Source organism: Sphingomonas sp. Root710 (assembly GCF_001429065.1).
Classification (GTDB): Bacteria; Pseudomonadota; Alphaproteobacteria; order Sphingomonadales; family Sphingomonadaceae; genus Rhizorhabdus.
This window is the reverse complement of the sequence record NZ_LMIB01000001.1, coordinates 1749347-1763835: the sequence shown is the minus strand read 5'-3', so window position 1 is coordinate 1763835 and position 14489 is coordinate 1749347. Positions and strand designations below refer to the sequence as shown.

18 protein-coding genes are annotated in these 14489 nt (G+C 65.2%); 6 read left to right on the top strand and 12 right to left on the bottom strand.

Going from position 1 to position 14489, the window contains the following annotated elements; translation table 11 throughout:
* The first annotated feature begins 31 nt into the window (after window positions 1-31).
* Complete coding sequence (locus tag ASE00_RS08300; RefSeq protein ID WP_056378938.1) at window positions 32-856, top strand: flagellin; 825 nt, start codon at window positions 32-34, stop codon at window positions 854-856.
* Between the two features lie 184 nt (window positions 857-1040).
* Window positions 1041-1808 (top strand): hypothetical protein, encoded by a 768-nt coding sequence (locus tag ASE00_RS08295; protein WP_056378935.1) that lies wholly within the window; start codon window positions 1041-1043, stop codon window positions 1806-1808.
* Window positions 1809-1883: 75 nt separating this feature from the next.
* Here the strand turns inward: ASE00_RS08295 and ASE00_RS08290 are convergent, their stop codons facing one another.
* From ASE00_RS08290 to ASE00_RS23725, 12 genes are all read right to left on the bottom strand, one after another.
* Entirely contained in the window at window positions 1884-2528 is a 645-nt protein-coding gene (locus ASE00_RS08290; protein ID WP_414819841.1) for a sigma-70 family RNA polymerase sigma factor, read from the bottom strand.
* Between the two features lie 76 nt (window positions 2529-2604).
* Window positions 2605-3468, bottom strand: coding sequence for an AAA family ATPase (locus ASE00_RS08285; RefSeq protein ID WP_056378931.1), 864 nt, complete (start codon window positions 3466-3468; stop codon window positions 2605-2607).
* Window positions 3465-5609, bottom strand: a complete 2145-nt coding sequence (flhA, locus tag ASE00_RS08280; protein WP_056378929.1) for a flagellar biosynthesis protein FlhA — start codon at window positions 5607-5609, stop codon at window positions 3465-3467. Before flhA ends, ASE00_RS08285 begins: the two co-directional genes overlap by 4 nt.
* Window positions 5610-5795: 186 nt before the next feature.
* On the bottom strand, window positions 5796-7046 hold the full coding sequence (locus tag ASE00_RS08275) for a multidrug effflux MFS transporter (RefSeq protein ID WP_056378927.1): 1251 nt from the start codon (window positions 7044-7046) through the stop codon (window positions 5796-5798).
* Between the two features lie 129 nt (window positions 7047-7175).
* On the bottom strand, window positions 7176-7349 hold the full coding sequence (locus tag ASE00_RS23385) for a hypothetical protein (RefSeq protein ID WP_156405325.1): 174 nt from the start codon (window positions 7347-7349) through the stop codon (window positions 7176-7178).
* A 277-nt stretch (window positions 7350-7626) separates the two neighbouring features.
* Window positions 7627-8673, bottom strand: coding sequence for a hypothetical protein (locus ASE00_RS23380; protein WP_156405324.1), 1047 nt, complete (start codon window positions 8671-8673; stop codon window positions 7627-7629).
* A gap of 195 nt (window positions 8674-8868) precedes the next feature.
* Complete coding sequence (locus tag ASE00_RS08265) at window positions 8869-9183, bottom strand: hypothetical protein (RefSeq protein WP_056378923.1); 315 nt, start codon at window positions 9181-9183, stop codon at window positions 8869-8871.
* On the bottom strand, window positions 9180-9458 hold the full coding sequence (gene flgM / locus ASE00_RS08260) for a flagellar biosynthesis anti-sigma factor FlgM (protein ID WP_056378921.1): 279 nt from the start codon (window positions 9456-9458) through the stop codon (window positions 9180-9182). Before flgM ends, ASE00_RS08265 begins: the two co-directional genes overlap by 4 nt.
* Window positions 9459-9541: 83 nt before the next feature.
* Window positions 9542-10090 (bottom strand): flagella basal body P-ring formation protein FlgA, encoded by a 549-nt coding sequence (locus ASE00_RS08255; RefSeq protein ID WP_156405323.1) that lies wholly within the window; start codon window positions 10088-10090, stop codon window positions 9542-9544.
* A gap of 161 nt (window positions 10091-10251) precedes the next feature.
* Window positions 10252-10752, bottom strand: coding sequence for a flagellar motor protein MotB (locus ASE00_RS08250; protein ID WP_082594575.1), 501 nt, complete (start codon window positions 10750-10752; stop codon window positions 10252-10254).
* A complete protein-coding gene (locus tag ASE00_RS08245; RefSeq protein ID WP_056379457.1) occupies window positions 10749-11438 on the bottom strand; it encodes a motility protein A in 690 nt (229 codons plus the stop codon). Before ASE00_RS08245 ends, ASE00_RS08250 begins: the two co-directional genes overlap by 4 nt.
* Window positions 11425-11727 carry a hypothetical protein gene (locus tag ASE00_RS23725; RefSeq protein ID WP_162256425.1) on the bottom strand — a complete coding sequence of 101 codons (303 nt, stop codon included), beginning with the start codon at window positions 11725-11727 and terminating at the stop codon, window positions 11425-11427. Before ASE00_RS23725 ends, ASE00_RS08245 begins: the two co-directional genes overlap by 14 nt.
* Here ASE00_RS23725 and flgB point away from each other — a divergent pair.
* The 4 genes from flgB to ASE00_RS08225 are packed head-to-tail and all read left to right on the top strand — an operon-like array spanning window position 11701 to window position 14471.
* Entirely contained in the window at window positions 11701-12054 is a 354-nt protein-coding gene (gene flgB / locus ASE00_RS08240) for a flagellar basal body rod protein FlgB (RefSeq protein WP_056378916.1), read from the top strand. The genes ASE00_RS23725 and flgB overlap by 27 nt on opposite strands.
* Before the next feature lie 3 nt (window positions 12055-12057).
* Complete coding sequence (flgC, locus tag ASE00_RS08235) at window positions 12058-12462, top strand: flagellar basal body rod protein FlgC (RefSeq protein WP_056378914.1); 405 nt, start codon at window positions 12058-12060, stop codon at window positions 12460-12462.
* On the top strand, window positions 12459-13139 hold the full coding sequence (locus tag ASE00_RS08230) for a flagellar hook assembly protein FlgD (protein ID WP_056378912.1): 681 nt from the start codon (window positions 12459-12461) through the stop codon (window positions 13137-13139). The genes flgC and ASE00_RS08230 overlap by 4 nt, the downstream gene beginning before the upstream one ends.
* 24 nt (window positions 13140-13163) lie before the next feature.
* Window positions 13164-14471: a flagellar hook protein FlgE gene (locus ASE00_RS08225; RefSeq protein WP_056378910.1), complete on the top strand. Its 1308-nt coding sequence runs from the start codon at window positions 13164-13166 to the stop codon at window positions 14469-14471.
* Window positions 14472-14489 lie beyond the last annotated feature (18 nt).

Here is a 14489-nt window from a genome sequence, read left to right as displayed (position 1 = left end):
AACGCCGAGTAGTAGCGGAAGGATTACATCAATGGCTGTTATCAACACCAACGTTTCGTCGCTTCGTTCGCAGAACGCTGGCCGTCTCGCCGACAAGGCTCTGTCCACCGCGATGGAGCGTCTGTCGAGCGGCAAGCGCATCAACAGCGCCAAGGACGACGCCGCCGGCATGGCGATCGCTTCCTCGATGACCGCGTCGGTTCGCGGCATGAGCGTCGCGATCCGCAACGCCAATGACGGCATCTCGCTGGCCCAGACGGCGGAAGGCGCCCTCGGCGAAGTCAGCAACATGCTGCAGCGTGTCCGCGAACTGGCCGTCCAGGCCGCCAACGGCACCTACCAGTCGAGCGACCGTGACAACCTCCAGACCGAAGTCGCTGCCCTGCAGTCGCAGATCACCAGCGTCGTCACCGGCACGAAGTTCAACGGGAACACCCTGTTCTCGGCGACCTCGACCGCGACGAGCTTCGCGATCCAGACCGGCATCAACTCGGGCGACACCACGTCGATCTCGATCGGCGGCCTGAACAGCGTTGCCGCGGCCTATGCCAGCACGGTCAAGGTCGACACCACGACCAACGCCGCCGCCGCGATCACCGCGTCGGATACCGCGCTGACCCAGGTCAACACCGTCCGTGCCGGCCTCGGTGCGACCCAGAGCCGCCTCGACGCCGCCGTCAACGTGCTGACCGCGAACGTCAACAACCTGTCCGAAGCCCGTTCGCGGATCGAGGACGCCGACTTCTCGGCGGAATCGACGGCTCTCGCCAAGGCGCAGATCCTGTCGCAGGCTTCCACCGCGATGCTCGCCCAGGCGAACCAGAGCGGTCAGGGTGTCCTGAGCCTGCTTCGCTAAGGAATAGGCGGCCAACCCACCTCGGCCGTCCGATAGGCCCCCGGCGCAATATTTCCCCGCGCCGGGGGCCTTTTCCTTGAAAGTGCCCGGGACGTTTCGTTCCGGGATGTTGTGTATCGCGATGATCTCCGGCCGGCCGATCCGGCCGGCCGGGACATCGGGCAGCGTTCGACGGGAATAGATGATGGATGCGTCTTCTTCGGCCGGCGGAAATGGTTTCGACGCAGCGCTCAAAGCCCTCGAGGATCTGGAGACCAGCGTGGTCCAGACCCGCGAGGAAAAGCCCGTGATAGCGGTGGCGGCGGTTGCCGCGCCGGCTATCGAACCGGTCAGCGCGATCGGCTTCTCCGACGGGGACGACAATGCCCCTCCCGCAGTGATTGCTCCGGCCCTGGCCGTTGACGTGATCGAACTTCCCACCGAGGCCGCTGCACCGGTGGCTGCGGCCGAAGCCGCGACCCACCCTCTGCCCGCACCCGCCGTGCCCGCCGAAGCCGTCCCCGCGACGCCGGTTCAGGCCGCGGCCGCGCCATCTGCGGGCCGGTTCACCAGGATTGCAATCGGTCTGGGCCTTTTGTCGAGCGCGGTTTCCGCCGCCGGTCTGGTGGTCGCCGAGCGCGTGATCATGTCCGCGCAGCTGGTCGTCGCCGACGCGCGCGAACGTGCGCGTCAGGCCGAACAGGCCAACAAGCTGATACGCGATTTGCAGCTGGTCCGCGACAAGCAGATCGAATTGCTTCGGCTGCAGCAGGCGCAAGCGGCCGCCACGCCGGTGAGCAGCGAAGAACTCCAGCATCGCATGGACGCGCTACAGACCGGGCTGCTCGCTAGAGATCCGATGAACAACGTCGTGTCCGCGATCCGCGAGAGCCAGTCGGGCACCAACGCGCGCTTCAACGAATTCGGAATGAAGATCGACCGGCTGGAAGCAGCGGTGAGCGGTAGGCATTGATTGGCCTCAAACGCCGGGCGCCGACATCCGTCGCCAAGGTCGCCGATGCGACCGCCGGCGCTTGAGGCAACTAAATTAACGCCATTCTTTCAGGGAGCCGCGCAGCTTGTCGAGCGCGGCCTTCTTGATCTGGCAGACCCGTGCGGCGCCTATGCCAAGCGTCTGGCCGATTTCCTCAAGGTTCATCTCTTCGACGAAATAGAGCTGGAGAACCATCGCCTCACGTTCGGGCAGGTCGGAGATATGCTCGGCCAAGGCCTCCGCAAGCTCCTCGCGCTCGATTGTTTGGTCGGCGCGCTCCTCGACGTCGGCGAACCAGATCGACTGGTCCGAATAGACCTCGTCGAGTGACTCCTGATAGGTCGCGGCGGTTTCTTCCATCAGCGCGCGGAATGCCGCCCCGTCGAGGCCGAGCGCCTGGGCAAGTTCGGACTCGCTCGGGCTGCGGCCATGGGTCTTCTCGAAATCGGCCTTGGCCTTGAGCATCTGTCGGCGCTTGCCCATCGCCGACCTGCTCATGGTGGCATGGCGGCGGAGATGGTCGATCATCGCCCCGCGCACGCGCATCGATGCATAGGTGGAGAAGGCGTGGCCGCGATCCTCATAGCCGTTGGCCGCCTCGACCAGCGATATCATGCCGATCTGGATCAGATCCTCGATGTCGATCGCCGAGGAGACCCGGCCGTGGACGTGCCAGGCGATCTTGCGGACCAGCTGCATATGGCCGCGGACCAGCTCCTCCGGCCGGGCCTTCTGGGGCTTGCGGCCATAGGTCAGCTGTTGGGATTCTCGCGTCTCAGCCAGCACGAAGCACCGCCTCCATCCCGAAGAAGCAGTCGCCGCCTGCCTGCGCGCCGATGTCGAGTGTGTCGATCGTGCGGGCGAGGTGGCCGATGGCCTGCGCCGCGCGCGCATTGGGATATTGGTCGACGACGAGCCGGCGGCGTGCCGCGGCGGTCAGGACGCGCTCATCCTTGGGAACGCCACCCAGATAGCTGAGCGTGGTATCGGTCAGGAAGCGTCCGGTCACCTCGCGGAAGCGGCGGAACAGTTCGCGGCCCATCGCCTCGTCGGCGATCCGGTTGGTGACGATCGCGATGTCGCGCACGCCATGGTCGAGCGCGAGCAGCTTGACGGTGCCATAGGCGTCCATGAAGCGCTCGGCATCGGGGGCTAGCACGACGATCGGCAGGTCGGCCGAGGCGACCATGTCGAGCGTGTCGGGATCGGCGCTGCCGGGGGTGTCGACGATGACATAGTCGAGCGAGCGGCGATGCGGGCGAAAGGCGTCGGCGAGCTTGAGGCGGGCGGCGAGATCCACCCGGCCGGCGGCGTCGACGGGCCCTGCGGGAACGACGAACAAGGCTTCGGGGCCGTCGACGACGATCTCGTCGATGGTCAGGCGACCGCCGATCACGTCATCGATCGATTCCTTGGGGTTGAAGCCCATCTGGCGGGTCGCATCGGTGGGCCCGGGGTCGCAGTCGACCAGCATCGCGCGGCGGTGCATCTTCGACAGCGACAGCGCCAGGTTGGCGGCGATCGTGGTCTTGCCGACGCCGCTGCGGCCGCAGGCGATGCTGATCACCCGGGCGCTGCGCTGCAGATGGGCTGTGCCCGGCAAGTCCCGGAGGACCGGGATGGAGGGAGCGAGGGTCATTCTGCCGTCTCCATGGGCCGCGCGCCAAGTGCGCCGGCGCTGCCATTATGGGTGGGTCCGCCGCCCACGACCGCTGCGACCTCCACCGCCTTGCCATCGGGAATCTCGAGGAAGGACATGACGGGAGTCTCCGGCAGGTGGGGTTTGAGCAGGCGGGCGAGCGCACGGCGCGCGATCGGCGAGGTGACGATCGCGAAGCGGGTCGCGCTGTTGACCAGCGGGGCCGATGCTTCGGAGATCGCCGCGACGACCTTGTTGGCGAGCGCGGGTTCGAAGGGGTGGGCGGCGCCGGGCGAGGTGCGGACCGCCTGGGCGAGCAACGATTCGAGACCGGCGTCGAGGGTGACGACCGGCAGCGGCATCTTCACCGGCACCAGCGTCTGGACGATCAGCGCGCCGATCCTCGAGCGGATATTCTCGACCAGCGAGGCGGCGTCGGCCGACATCGTCGCCGCATCGACCATCGCTTCGGCGATGCGGCGGAAATCCTTGAGCGGCACGCCTTCGGCGAGCAGGGCACGGCAGGCCGCGGCGATCTGCGCCAGCGCGAGCGGCTGCGGGGTGAGGCCGGCGACCAGTTGGGGGGCGGCTTCCTTGAGCGCGTCGAGCAGGCGCTGCGCCTCGTCCATGCCGAACAGGTCGGCGGCGGCGGCGGCGATCACCTGGTTGAGGTGGGTAGCGACCACGGTGGCGGGATCGACGACGGTGTAACCCGCGACGATCGCGTCGCCGCGCTTGTCGGGGCTGATCCAGACGGCTTCCAGGCCGAAGCTCGGATCGCGGACCGCGCGGCCGTCGACCGTGCCTTCGAGATCGCCGCTGTCGAGTGCGAGCAGCTGGTCGGGATAGGCCTCGTCCTCGCCCATGATCACGCCTGCGACGGTGATGCGATAGGCGTTGGGCGGCAGGCTGAGATTGTCGCGGACGCGGACCAGCGGCACGACGAAGCCAAGTTCGCGCGACAGCTGGCGGCGGATGCCGGTGATGCGCGCCATCAGCGGCGCCCCCTTGCGGTCGTCGACGAGGCTCACCAGGCCATAGCCCAGTTCGAGGCCCAGCGCGGCGCCGTCCGAAATCTCGTTCCAGTCGATGCTGTTGGGCGAAACCGGCGCGGCGGCGGCGGCTTCGGCCGTGGCGACTTCCAGCGCGGTCTCGGCACTCTTCTTCTTGCTCAGCTTCCAGGCGGCGAAGCCGGCGACGCCGGAGGCCGACAGGATGATGAAGTGCGGCATGCCGGGGACGACGCCTAGCAGGAACAGGATGCCGGAGACCGGCGCCCAGGCGCGGGCCGAACCGAACTGGCTGGTGATCTGGCCCGACAGGTCGAGTGGTGAGGACACGCGGGTGACGATCGACGCGGCGGCGATCGACAGCAGCAGCGCGGGCACCTGCGCGACGAGCGCGTCGCCGATCGCCAGGATGATATAGGTGGATGCCGCGTCCGACAGCGACAGGCCGTGGCTCATCGTGCCGAGGATCAGGCCGCCGAGGATGTTGATCACCAGGATCAGCACGCCCGCGACGGCGTCGCCTTTCACGAACTTGGAAGCACCGTCCATTGAGCCGTAGAAATCGGCTTCGGTGGCGACTTCCTGGCGGCGCAGCTTGGCTTCGTCGGGGGTCAGCAGGCCGGCGTTCAGATCGGCGTCGATCGCCATCTGCTTGCCGGGCATCGCGTCCAGGGTGAAGCGCGCCGACACTTCGGAAACGCGGCCCGCGCCCTTGGTGATCACGACGAGGTTGATCACCATCAGGATGCCGAACACGAACAGGCCGACGGCATAGTCGCCGCCGATCAGGAAATTGCCGAAGCTTTCGATGACATGGCCGGCGGCGGCGGGGCCTTGATGCCCGTCGACCAGCACGACGCGGGTCGACGCGACGTTCAGCGCGAGGCGGAACAGTGTGGCGAACAGCAGCACCGTCGGGAAGGATGAGAAATCGAGCGGCTTGGCGGCGTTGAGCGCCACCATCAGCACCGCGAGGCTGATCATGATGTTGGCGATGAAGCCCATGTCGAGCACGAAGGACGGCACCGGGATGACCATCAGGCCGACTAGCATCAGCGTCGCGAAGGGCAGGATCGCGCTGCGGCCGGTAGCCGCCCACAATTTCCGGGTTACCGAGGCCGGCGCCGCCATGGCTCAGGCCTCCCGCCGCGCGAGGCGCGCAAAGGGCCGGAAACTGGCGGAAATCGATGCTCTCGGCATTATATCCTCGATGGCCTTCGCGTGATTACGAAGCGAGGAATGCCCGGAACGTGGTTAATTTTGCGTTAGGAAGCGTGAATATCGCTATCCGGGTTTAAGACTTTGGGATGAGCGCCGTTAAAGTTTCGGTGCTGGGGCCGTAGGATAGGGCGTTTCCACCGCCGCGCCGGTCGATGCACGCGCATCCATCCAGCGCAACAGAAGCCATGCCGCAGTCAATTCCACAGCCATCAGCGACAGCATCGATACGCCGCCGGCGGGTGGCATGAGGGTTACGAACCAGGCGACCACACCACCGCCGGCATAGATGCCGCAACCGAACAAGGCGGACATCGACCCGCTGCGCGACCGGTCTTCGGCAAGGGCGCATGCCTGCATATTGGCGGAAACCAGACCGTAGAGGCTGACCGTGAAGATCATGGCGGCGGCGATCAGCGGTGGGCCTGCCAGGCCTGCACCCACGGTCGCCACCGTGCACAGGCAGGCGATGGCTCCCAGCGCCAGGATCGAGCGGATCACCTGTGCCGGCCTGTATCGCCGCAGCAACCGCCGGTTGAACTGAGTCGCGCCGACGATGAGGACGCCCATTATGCCGAACAGCCACGAACTCTCGCTCGCTGACCATCCAAAGCTGTCCTGAAACAGCGGGCTTGCCCCACTATACCAGGTCATGAGCGGCATTGCCGCAAGTGCCGCCGCAAAAAGATGGATCAGGACGCGGTGGTTGCGGAGCAACGCGCCATAGGCCGCCAGCCGCGATTCCGAGAGCGCGAGCAACGCCGTCTCCTTGGTGCGGCTTTCGGGCAACCGCAACCATATGAAAGCGAGCAGAGACGCGCCGAGCGCTGCGAGAATCCAGAATATCGCGCGCCATCCGAACAGCGAAAGAACGGCGGCGCCGGCGATCGGCGCGAGAACCGGCGCCACACCCATGATCAGATGTTGCCAGCTGAACATCATGGCGGCGTCGGTGCCTTCGAAGCGGTCTGACACGATAGAGCGGGCCATGGCCATGCCCGAACAGGCACCAAGCCCCTGAAACAGCCGCGCGACGATCAGCTGCGAGAGCGAACCCGCCGCGGCGCAGGCGCAGCATGAGAGAACAAACAGGCCAAAGCCGATCAGCAATGGCAGCCTGCGGCCGACCCGCTCGGAGAGCGCGCCCCAGAATAGCTGCCCCGAGGAGATGCCGATCATGAAGGCGGCCACCGTCAACTGAACCGAGGCGGTCGGCGTGTGCAGTGAGCGCCCGATAGCCGGAAGCGCGGGCAGGTACATGTTGATGGAAATGGCACCGAATGCGCTCATCATGCCCAGCATGATGATGAGCGGGGCGACCCGCCTGGCCGAGAAGGACGTCTGGTTCATCGCGCAAACTGTGTCTGCGTAGCGCATATACACAAGACGCGCGGACGGATCTGCTAAGGGAAAGTCGATCCGGATTAAGATCGGCCCCGATTTCGAGGCTGGCGGGGATGGTCGGGGATGCGGCGGTCTCTACCGCCCCGGCTTGTACGTCGCGGGCGTGAAGTCAAATCGCCCCGCCGCATTGGCGAGCATGTCGATCCGCTGCTGGGTGCGGTCCGCGAGATAGCGGACGCAGGCGCGGGCGGCGTCGGCGAGACCAATCGCTTCGGTCAGCCGCGCCTGGAGGCCCGGCGTCCTGTGCATGACGCCGGGTGATTTCAGCGCCGCGACGCTCTCGCCAAAGGCGGGAAGCGAGGAATGCCCGGAACGTGGTCAATTTTGCGTTAGGAAGCGTGGATATCGCTATCCGGGTTTAAGACTTTGGGATGAGCGCCGTTAAAGTTTCGGAGTTGAGGCCATGCGCGGAGACATCTGGTTCGTCAGGACCGGGCGCGCCAAATGTGGTAGCTCAGGTTGCACCACCACACGCGTTCCGGCAATCCGCGATGAAGCGCGCCTCTCCGCAGATTAGGCGCGTATTTCAGCTTCCGCCCAGCACGCGGCTCCGCAAATAGGAAATAACGATCGCGGGATCCGAGCGTCGTTCGATATGCCACAGCAGCTTGGCGCTCGCGGTGATGGCATCATCTACTGTCGCGCCGCTTTTACATGACGAGGCGAGCGCAGGCACCTTGTCGGCCTTGCTATGCTCCTTGCTGTTTTGCGTGCTGTAATCGTAAAAGCGGCTTGGCAGATTACAGTCGATCACGGGCCGATAGGCCGGTTCGCTCGTCGTTCCGCGCGCCGCGTGACTTTGGGAATAGGAATCCTGAACGAGGTGGAGCAGTGCGCCCGCAGCCGCTGAGCGTGCGAGGTCCGTCCCGGCGGGACCGATAACTTCCGTACAGGTTTCTGACGAAACAGGGTTACTGCATCGCATGGCGAATAAGGTAGAGATCGTCCACGGGTGTTTAGCGGTTGATCCGCCACAAAAGGCAAAGTTCGGCGGGCGCATAGATGTCGAAATCGACGAGCTATTGTCTTTCCAGTAGCCACAATAATCTGTCGCAGGATCGATAAATCCGGCAGCCACGCCATAGGTGAAAGCGGCCCAGTCGATCAGCTTGGCGCGTGTATTCTCGAAGGTCTCGCTGGAAGACGACGCCATTGCATGGAAGAATTGCAAGCGACCATGATGTGAACTGCATAGCAGCCCCACTTGTCCAATTTCCGGAGACCGTCGAAGCACCGATTTGCAATTGAGTTTTGCGTTGAAGCCGAACTTGATCAGCGTGCGAGCTTTGATCTGACGTGTTGGATCGTCGGGCCAGCGTGCCGCCTGTCCGATTCCTTCGATCCTGGGATTTTTGGCATCGGAAAGAGAGGCCAGCTTCGCGACATAAGCGCTGCAATCGAGAGGCTCGGCTCCGCCTGCCACGCGCAAACACTCTGCCGCCGCGAAGCTCATCGATTCGTGCAAAGCTAAAAAGGGTCGAATTTCGTATGAACTGGCTGGCTGGGACACGCACAGGATAGCTGTCCAAAAAGCCGCGACCGTTGCAAAAAACCGTTTAGTGCTTCGTTTCATCTATGTCGCCCGCAGCCTATCGTCGCCGGGACACTATCCGGCCCCGTTGACGTCATTTCCTGACCAAGATTCGTAATCAAGTCTCGGCCTGAGATGGGTTCCAGAGCCCTTATTGAAGGGCAAGCGCGGGCAAACACTTAACGGAACTGGCCGCGAGCCGACTGTAGGCTTGGGTGTACGTGTCAGCGCGCGGGTCTAGCGCCCCGGCTTATAGGTCGCAGGGGTGCAATCGAAGCGGCCCGCCGCATTGGCGAGCATGTCGATCCGCTGCTGGGTGCGATCCGCGAGATAGCGGACGCGGGCGCGGGCGGCGTCGGCGAGACTCATCGCTTCGGCCAGGCGCGCCTGGAGGCCCGGCGTCCTGTGCAGGACGCCGGGTGATTTCAGTGCCGTGACGCTCTCGCCAAAGGCGGGAAGCGCGGCTTCGATCGCGTCGATATCATGCGCATCGAGCGCGGCTATCAACGCCTCGCTCGATCCGATCAGCCTGTCGACGGCGTCCTCGTTCACGCGTTCGCCTTGGGCAGGTCGAGCGCGATCATCTTGGCGGCGATCGCCTTGGCGTCGATCGGATATTGGCCCGAGGCAATCGCCTTGCGGATCGCCTCGATCTTGTCGCTGTTGATCGGCGGCCCGGCTTGCGCCAGCACCGCGACGAGCGAAGGCGACATCGTCGTGTCGCTGCCCGCCGTCTGCACGGCGTCGACCGGGGCTGCCGCCTCGACCTTACCGTCCTTGACCTGACCGATGCGGGTCGGGCTGGTCGAACCTACCCCATTGATCATCTCTGGTCCTTTCAAATCCGGCCTTTCGGCCAACATGTTTCCCACCATGCCGATGTTAACGACAGGTTTCGAATTCCTTTAAATCATTTAAATCCGATCAGCCGCACACGGCCGACATCGATCACCTCGGCGAACAAGGTGCCGGGCTTCGACGCGGCGGAAACGCGGATGCGGCCGCCGATATTGGCATCTTCCATCGCCATCGCGTCGACGCTGATCGAATAGGACTGGCCCTGCGCGATGAGCTGGACCGGATCGCCCTTGCGGATATCGGCCCTGGCGGCCATCGGGCGGTCGCCATAGGATTGCGCGCCGCCCACGCTCACCATGTTGGCGCGCATCAGCGGCACGCGCAGGCGCCAGCCTGCGGTGGTGCAGCGGACGGTGACCGCGCCCGCGGTGGGCGGGTCCACCTGGATGCCGATCGGGCAGGCGGCGAGCCGCATCCGCCGGTCGATCGGGGCCAGCGGCCCGCCAGGCTGGCCGACATCGGCGCCCAGCGTCGTCACGACGATCTGCTCGAGCTGGTTCAGGTCCTGCGCTGGAGGCAAGGCGGCCTGCGCATGGAGCGGCGCGGCGGCGAGAGCGAGGGGCAGGAAGGCGATGCGCGTCATGGCAAAACTCCGGGTCATGCGCGGGAGATATCCGCAGACCTGGAAAGAAATGGTTAACGCACCGGTTACCTTATGCGTCACTCCGGGGGAGGGCGGAGCCCCGGGGGCGCCTACGGCCAGCGGGACAGGCGCTTCCTGAGGCTCCGGCCACCGCCGGAGTGACGCTCTATATATAAGGGCTACCGCGTGGCGGCCCCCGGCATTTGCTGGACGGCGATGCGCTGGCCCTTCGCGGGGCCGCTGGCGCGCATCGGCGGGATGCTGATCTCGATCATCGCATCGGGCACGCCGCCCATCCGGATCGCGCGGGCGACCGCGGTGGTGCGGGCCGCCGACAATTCCCAGCTGTCCAGCCGCGCGGTCTGGCCGTCGCGGCCCTGGCTGGCGACGATCACGCGCTGCTTCGCCTTGGCGGCGGCCGCGCCGATCGCTCTCAGGCGCGCGGCCTCGGCTGGCTTCAAGATCGCTTCGTCGGCTTCGAACGCCTTCGTGGCGAGCAGGCCGTGGACCAGCACGTCGCCGCCCTTGCCGTTGCCCGATCCGCCGAAGGCGTCGCGCATGCCCGCCGCGAGCTTCAGCCGGTCGCCCGCCTGCGCCTGCATCATTACGAAGAAGGCCAGCAGCAGCAGCGCGAGATCGGCGAAGCTCAGCACCCAGCGTTGAGAGATCTCCCGCCTCATGCCGCGGTCCGCAGGCCGGGACGGGCAGGCCGGGTCTGCGCAACGCTGTCGATCTCGTCGCGGGCGAGCAGTTCGAGCTGCTTGCACGCGGCGGTCTGCCAGGCGAGTTCGGTTTCCGACAGGCTCTCCAGCCGTCCAGCGATCGGCGCGGCGATGCCTGCGGACAGGATGATGCCATATAAAGTGGTCAGCATTGCTACCGCCATGGCGGGGCCGATCCTGGCCGGATCCTCCATCTGTGCGAACATCTGGACCAGGCCGATGATCGTGCCGATCATGCCCATTGCGGGGCCGGTCTCGGCGATCGAGCGCCACACGCCGATCGCGGCCTGGTGGCGCAGACGGCGGGCGTCGATCTCGTCGGCGGCCCAGCGGGCGAAGTCCTGCGAATGGCGCGCTTCGGACAGTTCGCGCGCGGCGCGCAGCAGGAAGCGCTGCGCGGTCTCGACGCGGTCGACGCAGTTGATGCTGCGGACCTCGGCGAGTTCGCGGATACGGCTGACCGATACGCGCGCGGCTGCGGCATCGGCGGCCGGGTCGGCGCGGCCGAGCAGGCCCAGCGCGGAAAAGGCGCGGCCGATATGCGCCCAGGGCGATCGGAAGATGCTGGTGAGAAGCGTGCCGCCGAACACGATCGCGATGGCGGCCGGGTCGATGAATCGGGCGATCTGGTCAAGCAGGAACATCATTTCCCCAATGCCCGAAACGGGTCAACGCGCCGTTGCCGAACATGGCTAACGGACCCGGCAGGATCGACCGGCAAGTCTTTGCCGCAACCGGCAAGTCTTTGCCGCTCTCGCGCCAAATGCAGGAAAAATAGGGGGTTTCGGCCCCGTTAACCACATTTGGCACGGCAGTTGCTTGGGATGTGCCCAAGGCAGCCGTCGAGCCTGTTCGAACATGATTAACGGCGGCGGCTGACAGACTTTTAGAGGACGAAGCGAAAAAATGGCTGATCCGCTTTTCGGGGTACATGGCAAGGCGCTGGCGATCCGTTCGCAGCGGCTGGCGATGCTCGCCTCCAACATCGCGAACGCCGCCACGCCCAACTACAAGGCGCGCGATATCGATTTCCAGAAGGCGCTGTCCGACGCGACCGGGAATAGCGGCATGACCGCCGACCAGGCCGCCGAGAGCAACATCGGATACCGCGTGCCCTTGGAAACCTCGCTCGACGGCAACACCGTCGAACTGTCCACCGAACAGAATCAGTTCGCCGAGAACGCGATCCAGTACCGCACCACGCTTTCCTTTCTGGAAGGCCGGATCGGCACGGTCATGTCGGCGCTGAAGGGAGAATAAGGCATGGCCAATAATCTCTCGGTCTTCGACATCGCCGGCCGCGCGATGTCCGCCCAGATGGTCCGGCTCAACACCTCGGCTTCTAACCTCGCCAATGCGGGTTCGGTCGCGGGCAGCAAGGCCGAAGCCTTCCGCGCGATCAAGCCGGTCTTCTCCTCGGTCACCGACAGCCCCGGCGTCGCGACCGTGAAGGTCGATCAGGTGGTCGCCTCCAACATCGAACCCACCAAGCGCTACGACCCCAACCATCCGAAGGCCGACAAGGACGGCAACGTCTGGGAAGCGGGCGTCGATCAGGCGCAGGAGCTGGTCGAGATGATGGAAACCGCCCGCCAGTACCAGAACAACGTCCAGGTCATGCAGACCGCGAAGACGCTCACTCTCGACACGCTGAGGCTCGGCAAATGACGATATCCACCGGCAATAGCTATCTGGATAGCCTCACCGGCAATCCGAAGAGCGGCGGCACGACGACCACCACGAAGAGCAACCAGACGCTCGACCAGTCGTCCTTCCTGAAGCTGCTCACTACGCAGATGACCACGCAGGATCCGTTCGATCCGGTCGACAACACGCAGATGGTCGCCCAGATGGCGCAATTCTCGTCGACCACCGGCATCGCCGAGATGAACCAGTCTCTGAAGTCGATCATGTCGAGCCTGGCGTCGTCGCGCGTCGGCGATGCGGCAAGCTGGATCGGCAAGGCCGCGCTGGTCGAATCCAAGACGGCCGCGCCGCTGTCCGACGGCTCTTACGCCGGCAAGGTCACGCTGCCCGACAATGCGTCGAGCGCCAGCGTGAGCCTCGTCGATGCCACCGGCAAGGTGGTCTACACCGGCCGCGCCGAGAATGTCGCGAAGGGCGATCTTCCCTTCTACTGGGACGGCAAGGACCAGGACGGCAACGCCGTCGCCGGCCCGCTGACGATCTCGGTCTACGCCAAGGACAAGGACGGCAAGACGATGGACAGCTCGACCGCGAGCTGGACCACCGTGCAGGGCGTCCAGTCCCCGGCCAGCGGCACCACCAAACTCGTCACCGCGCTGGGCACCATCGACCCCGCCGACGCCATCCAACTTTCCTGATTTTCGGTAACGGAGCCTAACGAAATGTCCTTCTACACCTCGCTTTCGGGCCTGAAGGCCGCGCAGACCGACCTCGGTGTCATCTCGAACAACGTCGCCAATGTCGGCACCACTGCCTTCAAGCGCAGCAATACCGAGTTCGCCGATCTCGTCTCCTCATCGCCGACGCAGAGCGCCGGCATCGCGGGGCAGGGCACCCGCCTGCGCGCCATCAATCAGCAGTTCACGCAGGGCGGCCTGGCCAGCTCGGAGCGTTCGCTCGACCTCGCCATCTCGGGTCAGGGCTTTTTCGTCACCCGCGCATCGGGGTCCAACGCTCAGATCGCTTATACCCGCAACGGCTCGTTCAGTGTCGACAAGTCGCGCTACCTGACCGACAGCTCGGGCGCCTATCTGCAAGTGCTGCCGACCGATTCGACCGGTACCGTGACCAGCAGCGGCATCACCGCCATCCGTCCTGTCCAGCTGCCGCTGACTTCTGGCACTTCGAAGGCAACCGAGGAGATCGACCTCGCCGTCACCTTCCCTTCGGCTGCCGATGTTCCCTCGGCGCGCTCGGCCTACAGTGCGAGCAGCCCCTATGCCTTCGATCGCAACGATCCGAACAGCTACAACCAGTCGACGACGACGACGGTGTACGACACCGCCGGCACTGCCTACCCGATGACGACCTATTACATCCGCGAGAATATTCCGTCGGGCTCGACCACCGACACGAACTGGACAGCGCATACCTTCATCGGCGATCAGGAGCTCAGCTATGATGCGTCCGCGACGACGCAGCCCGCGCCGCTGACCCTGACCTTCGACTCGGCTGGCGTCATGACCGCGCCGACCGGCACGATCACGACCGACGCGATCACGCCGAGCGGGGCTTCGGCGCCGCTGTCCTTCGAGCTGACCTATGGCGGCGCGACCAAGATGGGCGCGGTTCCGTTCACGATGACCAGCTTCGATCAGGACGGCTTTGCCGCCGGTCAGCTCGACAACATCTCGATCGGCACCGACGGCCTGATCACCGCGACCTTCTCGAACGGTGACACCCAGGCGCTCGGCAAGATCGTGGTCGCGAACTTTTCGAATCCCGAGGGTCTGCGCCAGCTGGGCGACAGCAAGTGGAGCGCGACCGGCAATTCGGGAGAGCCGATGATCAGCGAGGCGGCCAGCAACGGCGCCGGCACGATCCAGTCGGGCGCGCTCGAGCAGGCCAATGTCGACATCACCGAGGAGCTCGTCGCGCTGATCCAGGCGCAGCGCAACTTCTCGGCGAACGCCAAGGCGATCGAGGCGGCGAACACGATGACCACCACCATCGTCAACCTGCGCTCGTAAGCAACGGACGCTGAGGGA

Bases quoted from the DNA above. Each gene is read 5' to 3' on its own strand.
- flgM (WP_056378921.1), bottom strand. From the start codon at position 9,458: ATGATCAATGGGGTAGGTTCGACCAGCCCGACCCGCATCGGTCAGGTC.
- ASE00_RS08255 (WP_156405323.1), bottom strand. From the start codon at position 10,090: ATGACCCGGAGTTTTGCCATGACGCGCATCGCCTTCCTGCCCCTCGCT.
- ASE00_RS23725 (WP_162256425.1), bottom strand. From the start codon at position 11,727: ATGTACCCCGAAAAGCGGATCAGCCATTTTTTCGCTTCGTCCTCTAAA.
- ASE00_RS08225 (WP_056378910.1), top strand. From the start codon at position 13,164: ATGTCCTTCTACACCTCGCTTTCGGGCCTGAAGGCCGCGCAGACCGAC.
- ASE00_RS23380 (WP_156405324.1), bottom strand. From the start codon at position 8,673: ATGAAACGAAGCACTAAACGGTTTTTTGCAACGGTCGCGGCTTTTTGG.
- ASE00_RS08290 (WP_414819841.1), bottom strand. From the start codon at position 2,528: ATGCAGCTGGTCCGCAAGATCGCCTGGCACGTCCACGGCCGGGTCTCC.
- ASE00_RS08230 (WP_056378912.1), top strand. From the start codon at position 12,459: ATGACGATATCCACCGGCAATAGCTATCTGGATAGCCTCACCGGCAAT.
- ASE00_RS08300 (WP_056378938.1), top strand. From the start codon at position 32: ATGGCTGTTATCAACACCAACGTTTCGTCGCTTCGTTCGCAGAACGCT.
- ASE00_RS08250 (WP_082594575.1), bottom strand. From the start codon at position 10,752: ATGAGGCGGGAGATCTCTCAACGCTGGGTGCTGAGCTTCGCCGATCTC.
- ASE00_RS08275 (WP_056378927.1), bottom strand. From the start codon at position 7,046: ATGAACCAGACGTCCTTCTCGGCCAGGCGGGTCGCCCCGCTCATCATC.
- ASE00_RS23385 (WP_156405325.1), bottom strand. From the start codon at position 7,349: ATGCACAGGACGCCGGGCCTCCAGGCGCGGCTGACCGAAGCGATTGGT.
- flhA (WP_056378929.1), bottom strand. From the start codon at position 5,609: ATGGCGGCGCCGGCCTCGGTAACCCGGAAATTGTGGGCGGCTACCGGC.
- flgB (WP_056378916.1), top strand. From the start codon at position 11,701: ATGGCTGATCCGCTTTTCGGGGTACATGGCAAGGCGCTGGCGATCCGT.
- flgC (WP_056378914.1), top strand. From the start codon at position 12,058: ATGGCCAATAATCTCTCGGTCTTCGACATCGCCGGCCGCGCGATGTCC.
- ASE00_RS08245 (WP_056379457.1), bottom strand. From the start codon at position 11,438: ATGTTCCTGCTTGACCAGATCGCCCGATTCATCGACCCGGCCGCCATC.
- ASE00_RS08285 (WP_056378931.1), bottom strand. From the start codon at position 3,468: ATGACCCTCGCTCCCTCCATCCCGGTCCTCCGGGACTTGCCGGGCACA.
- ASE00_RS08295 (WP_056378935.1), top strand. From the start codon at position 1,041: ATGGATGCGTCTTCTTCGGCCGGCGGAAATGGTTTCGACGCAGCGCTC.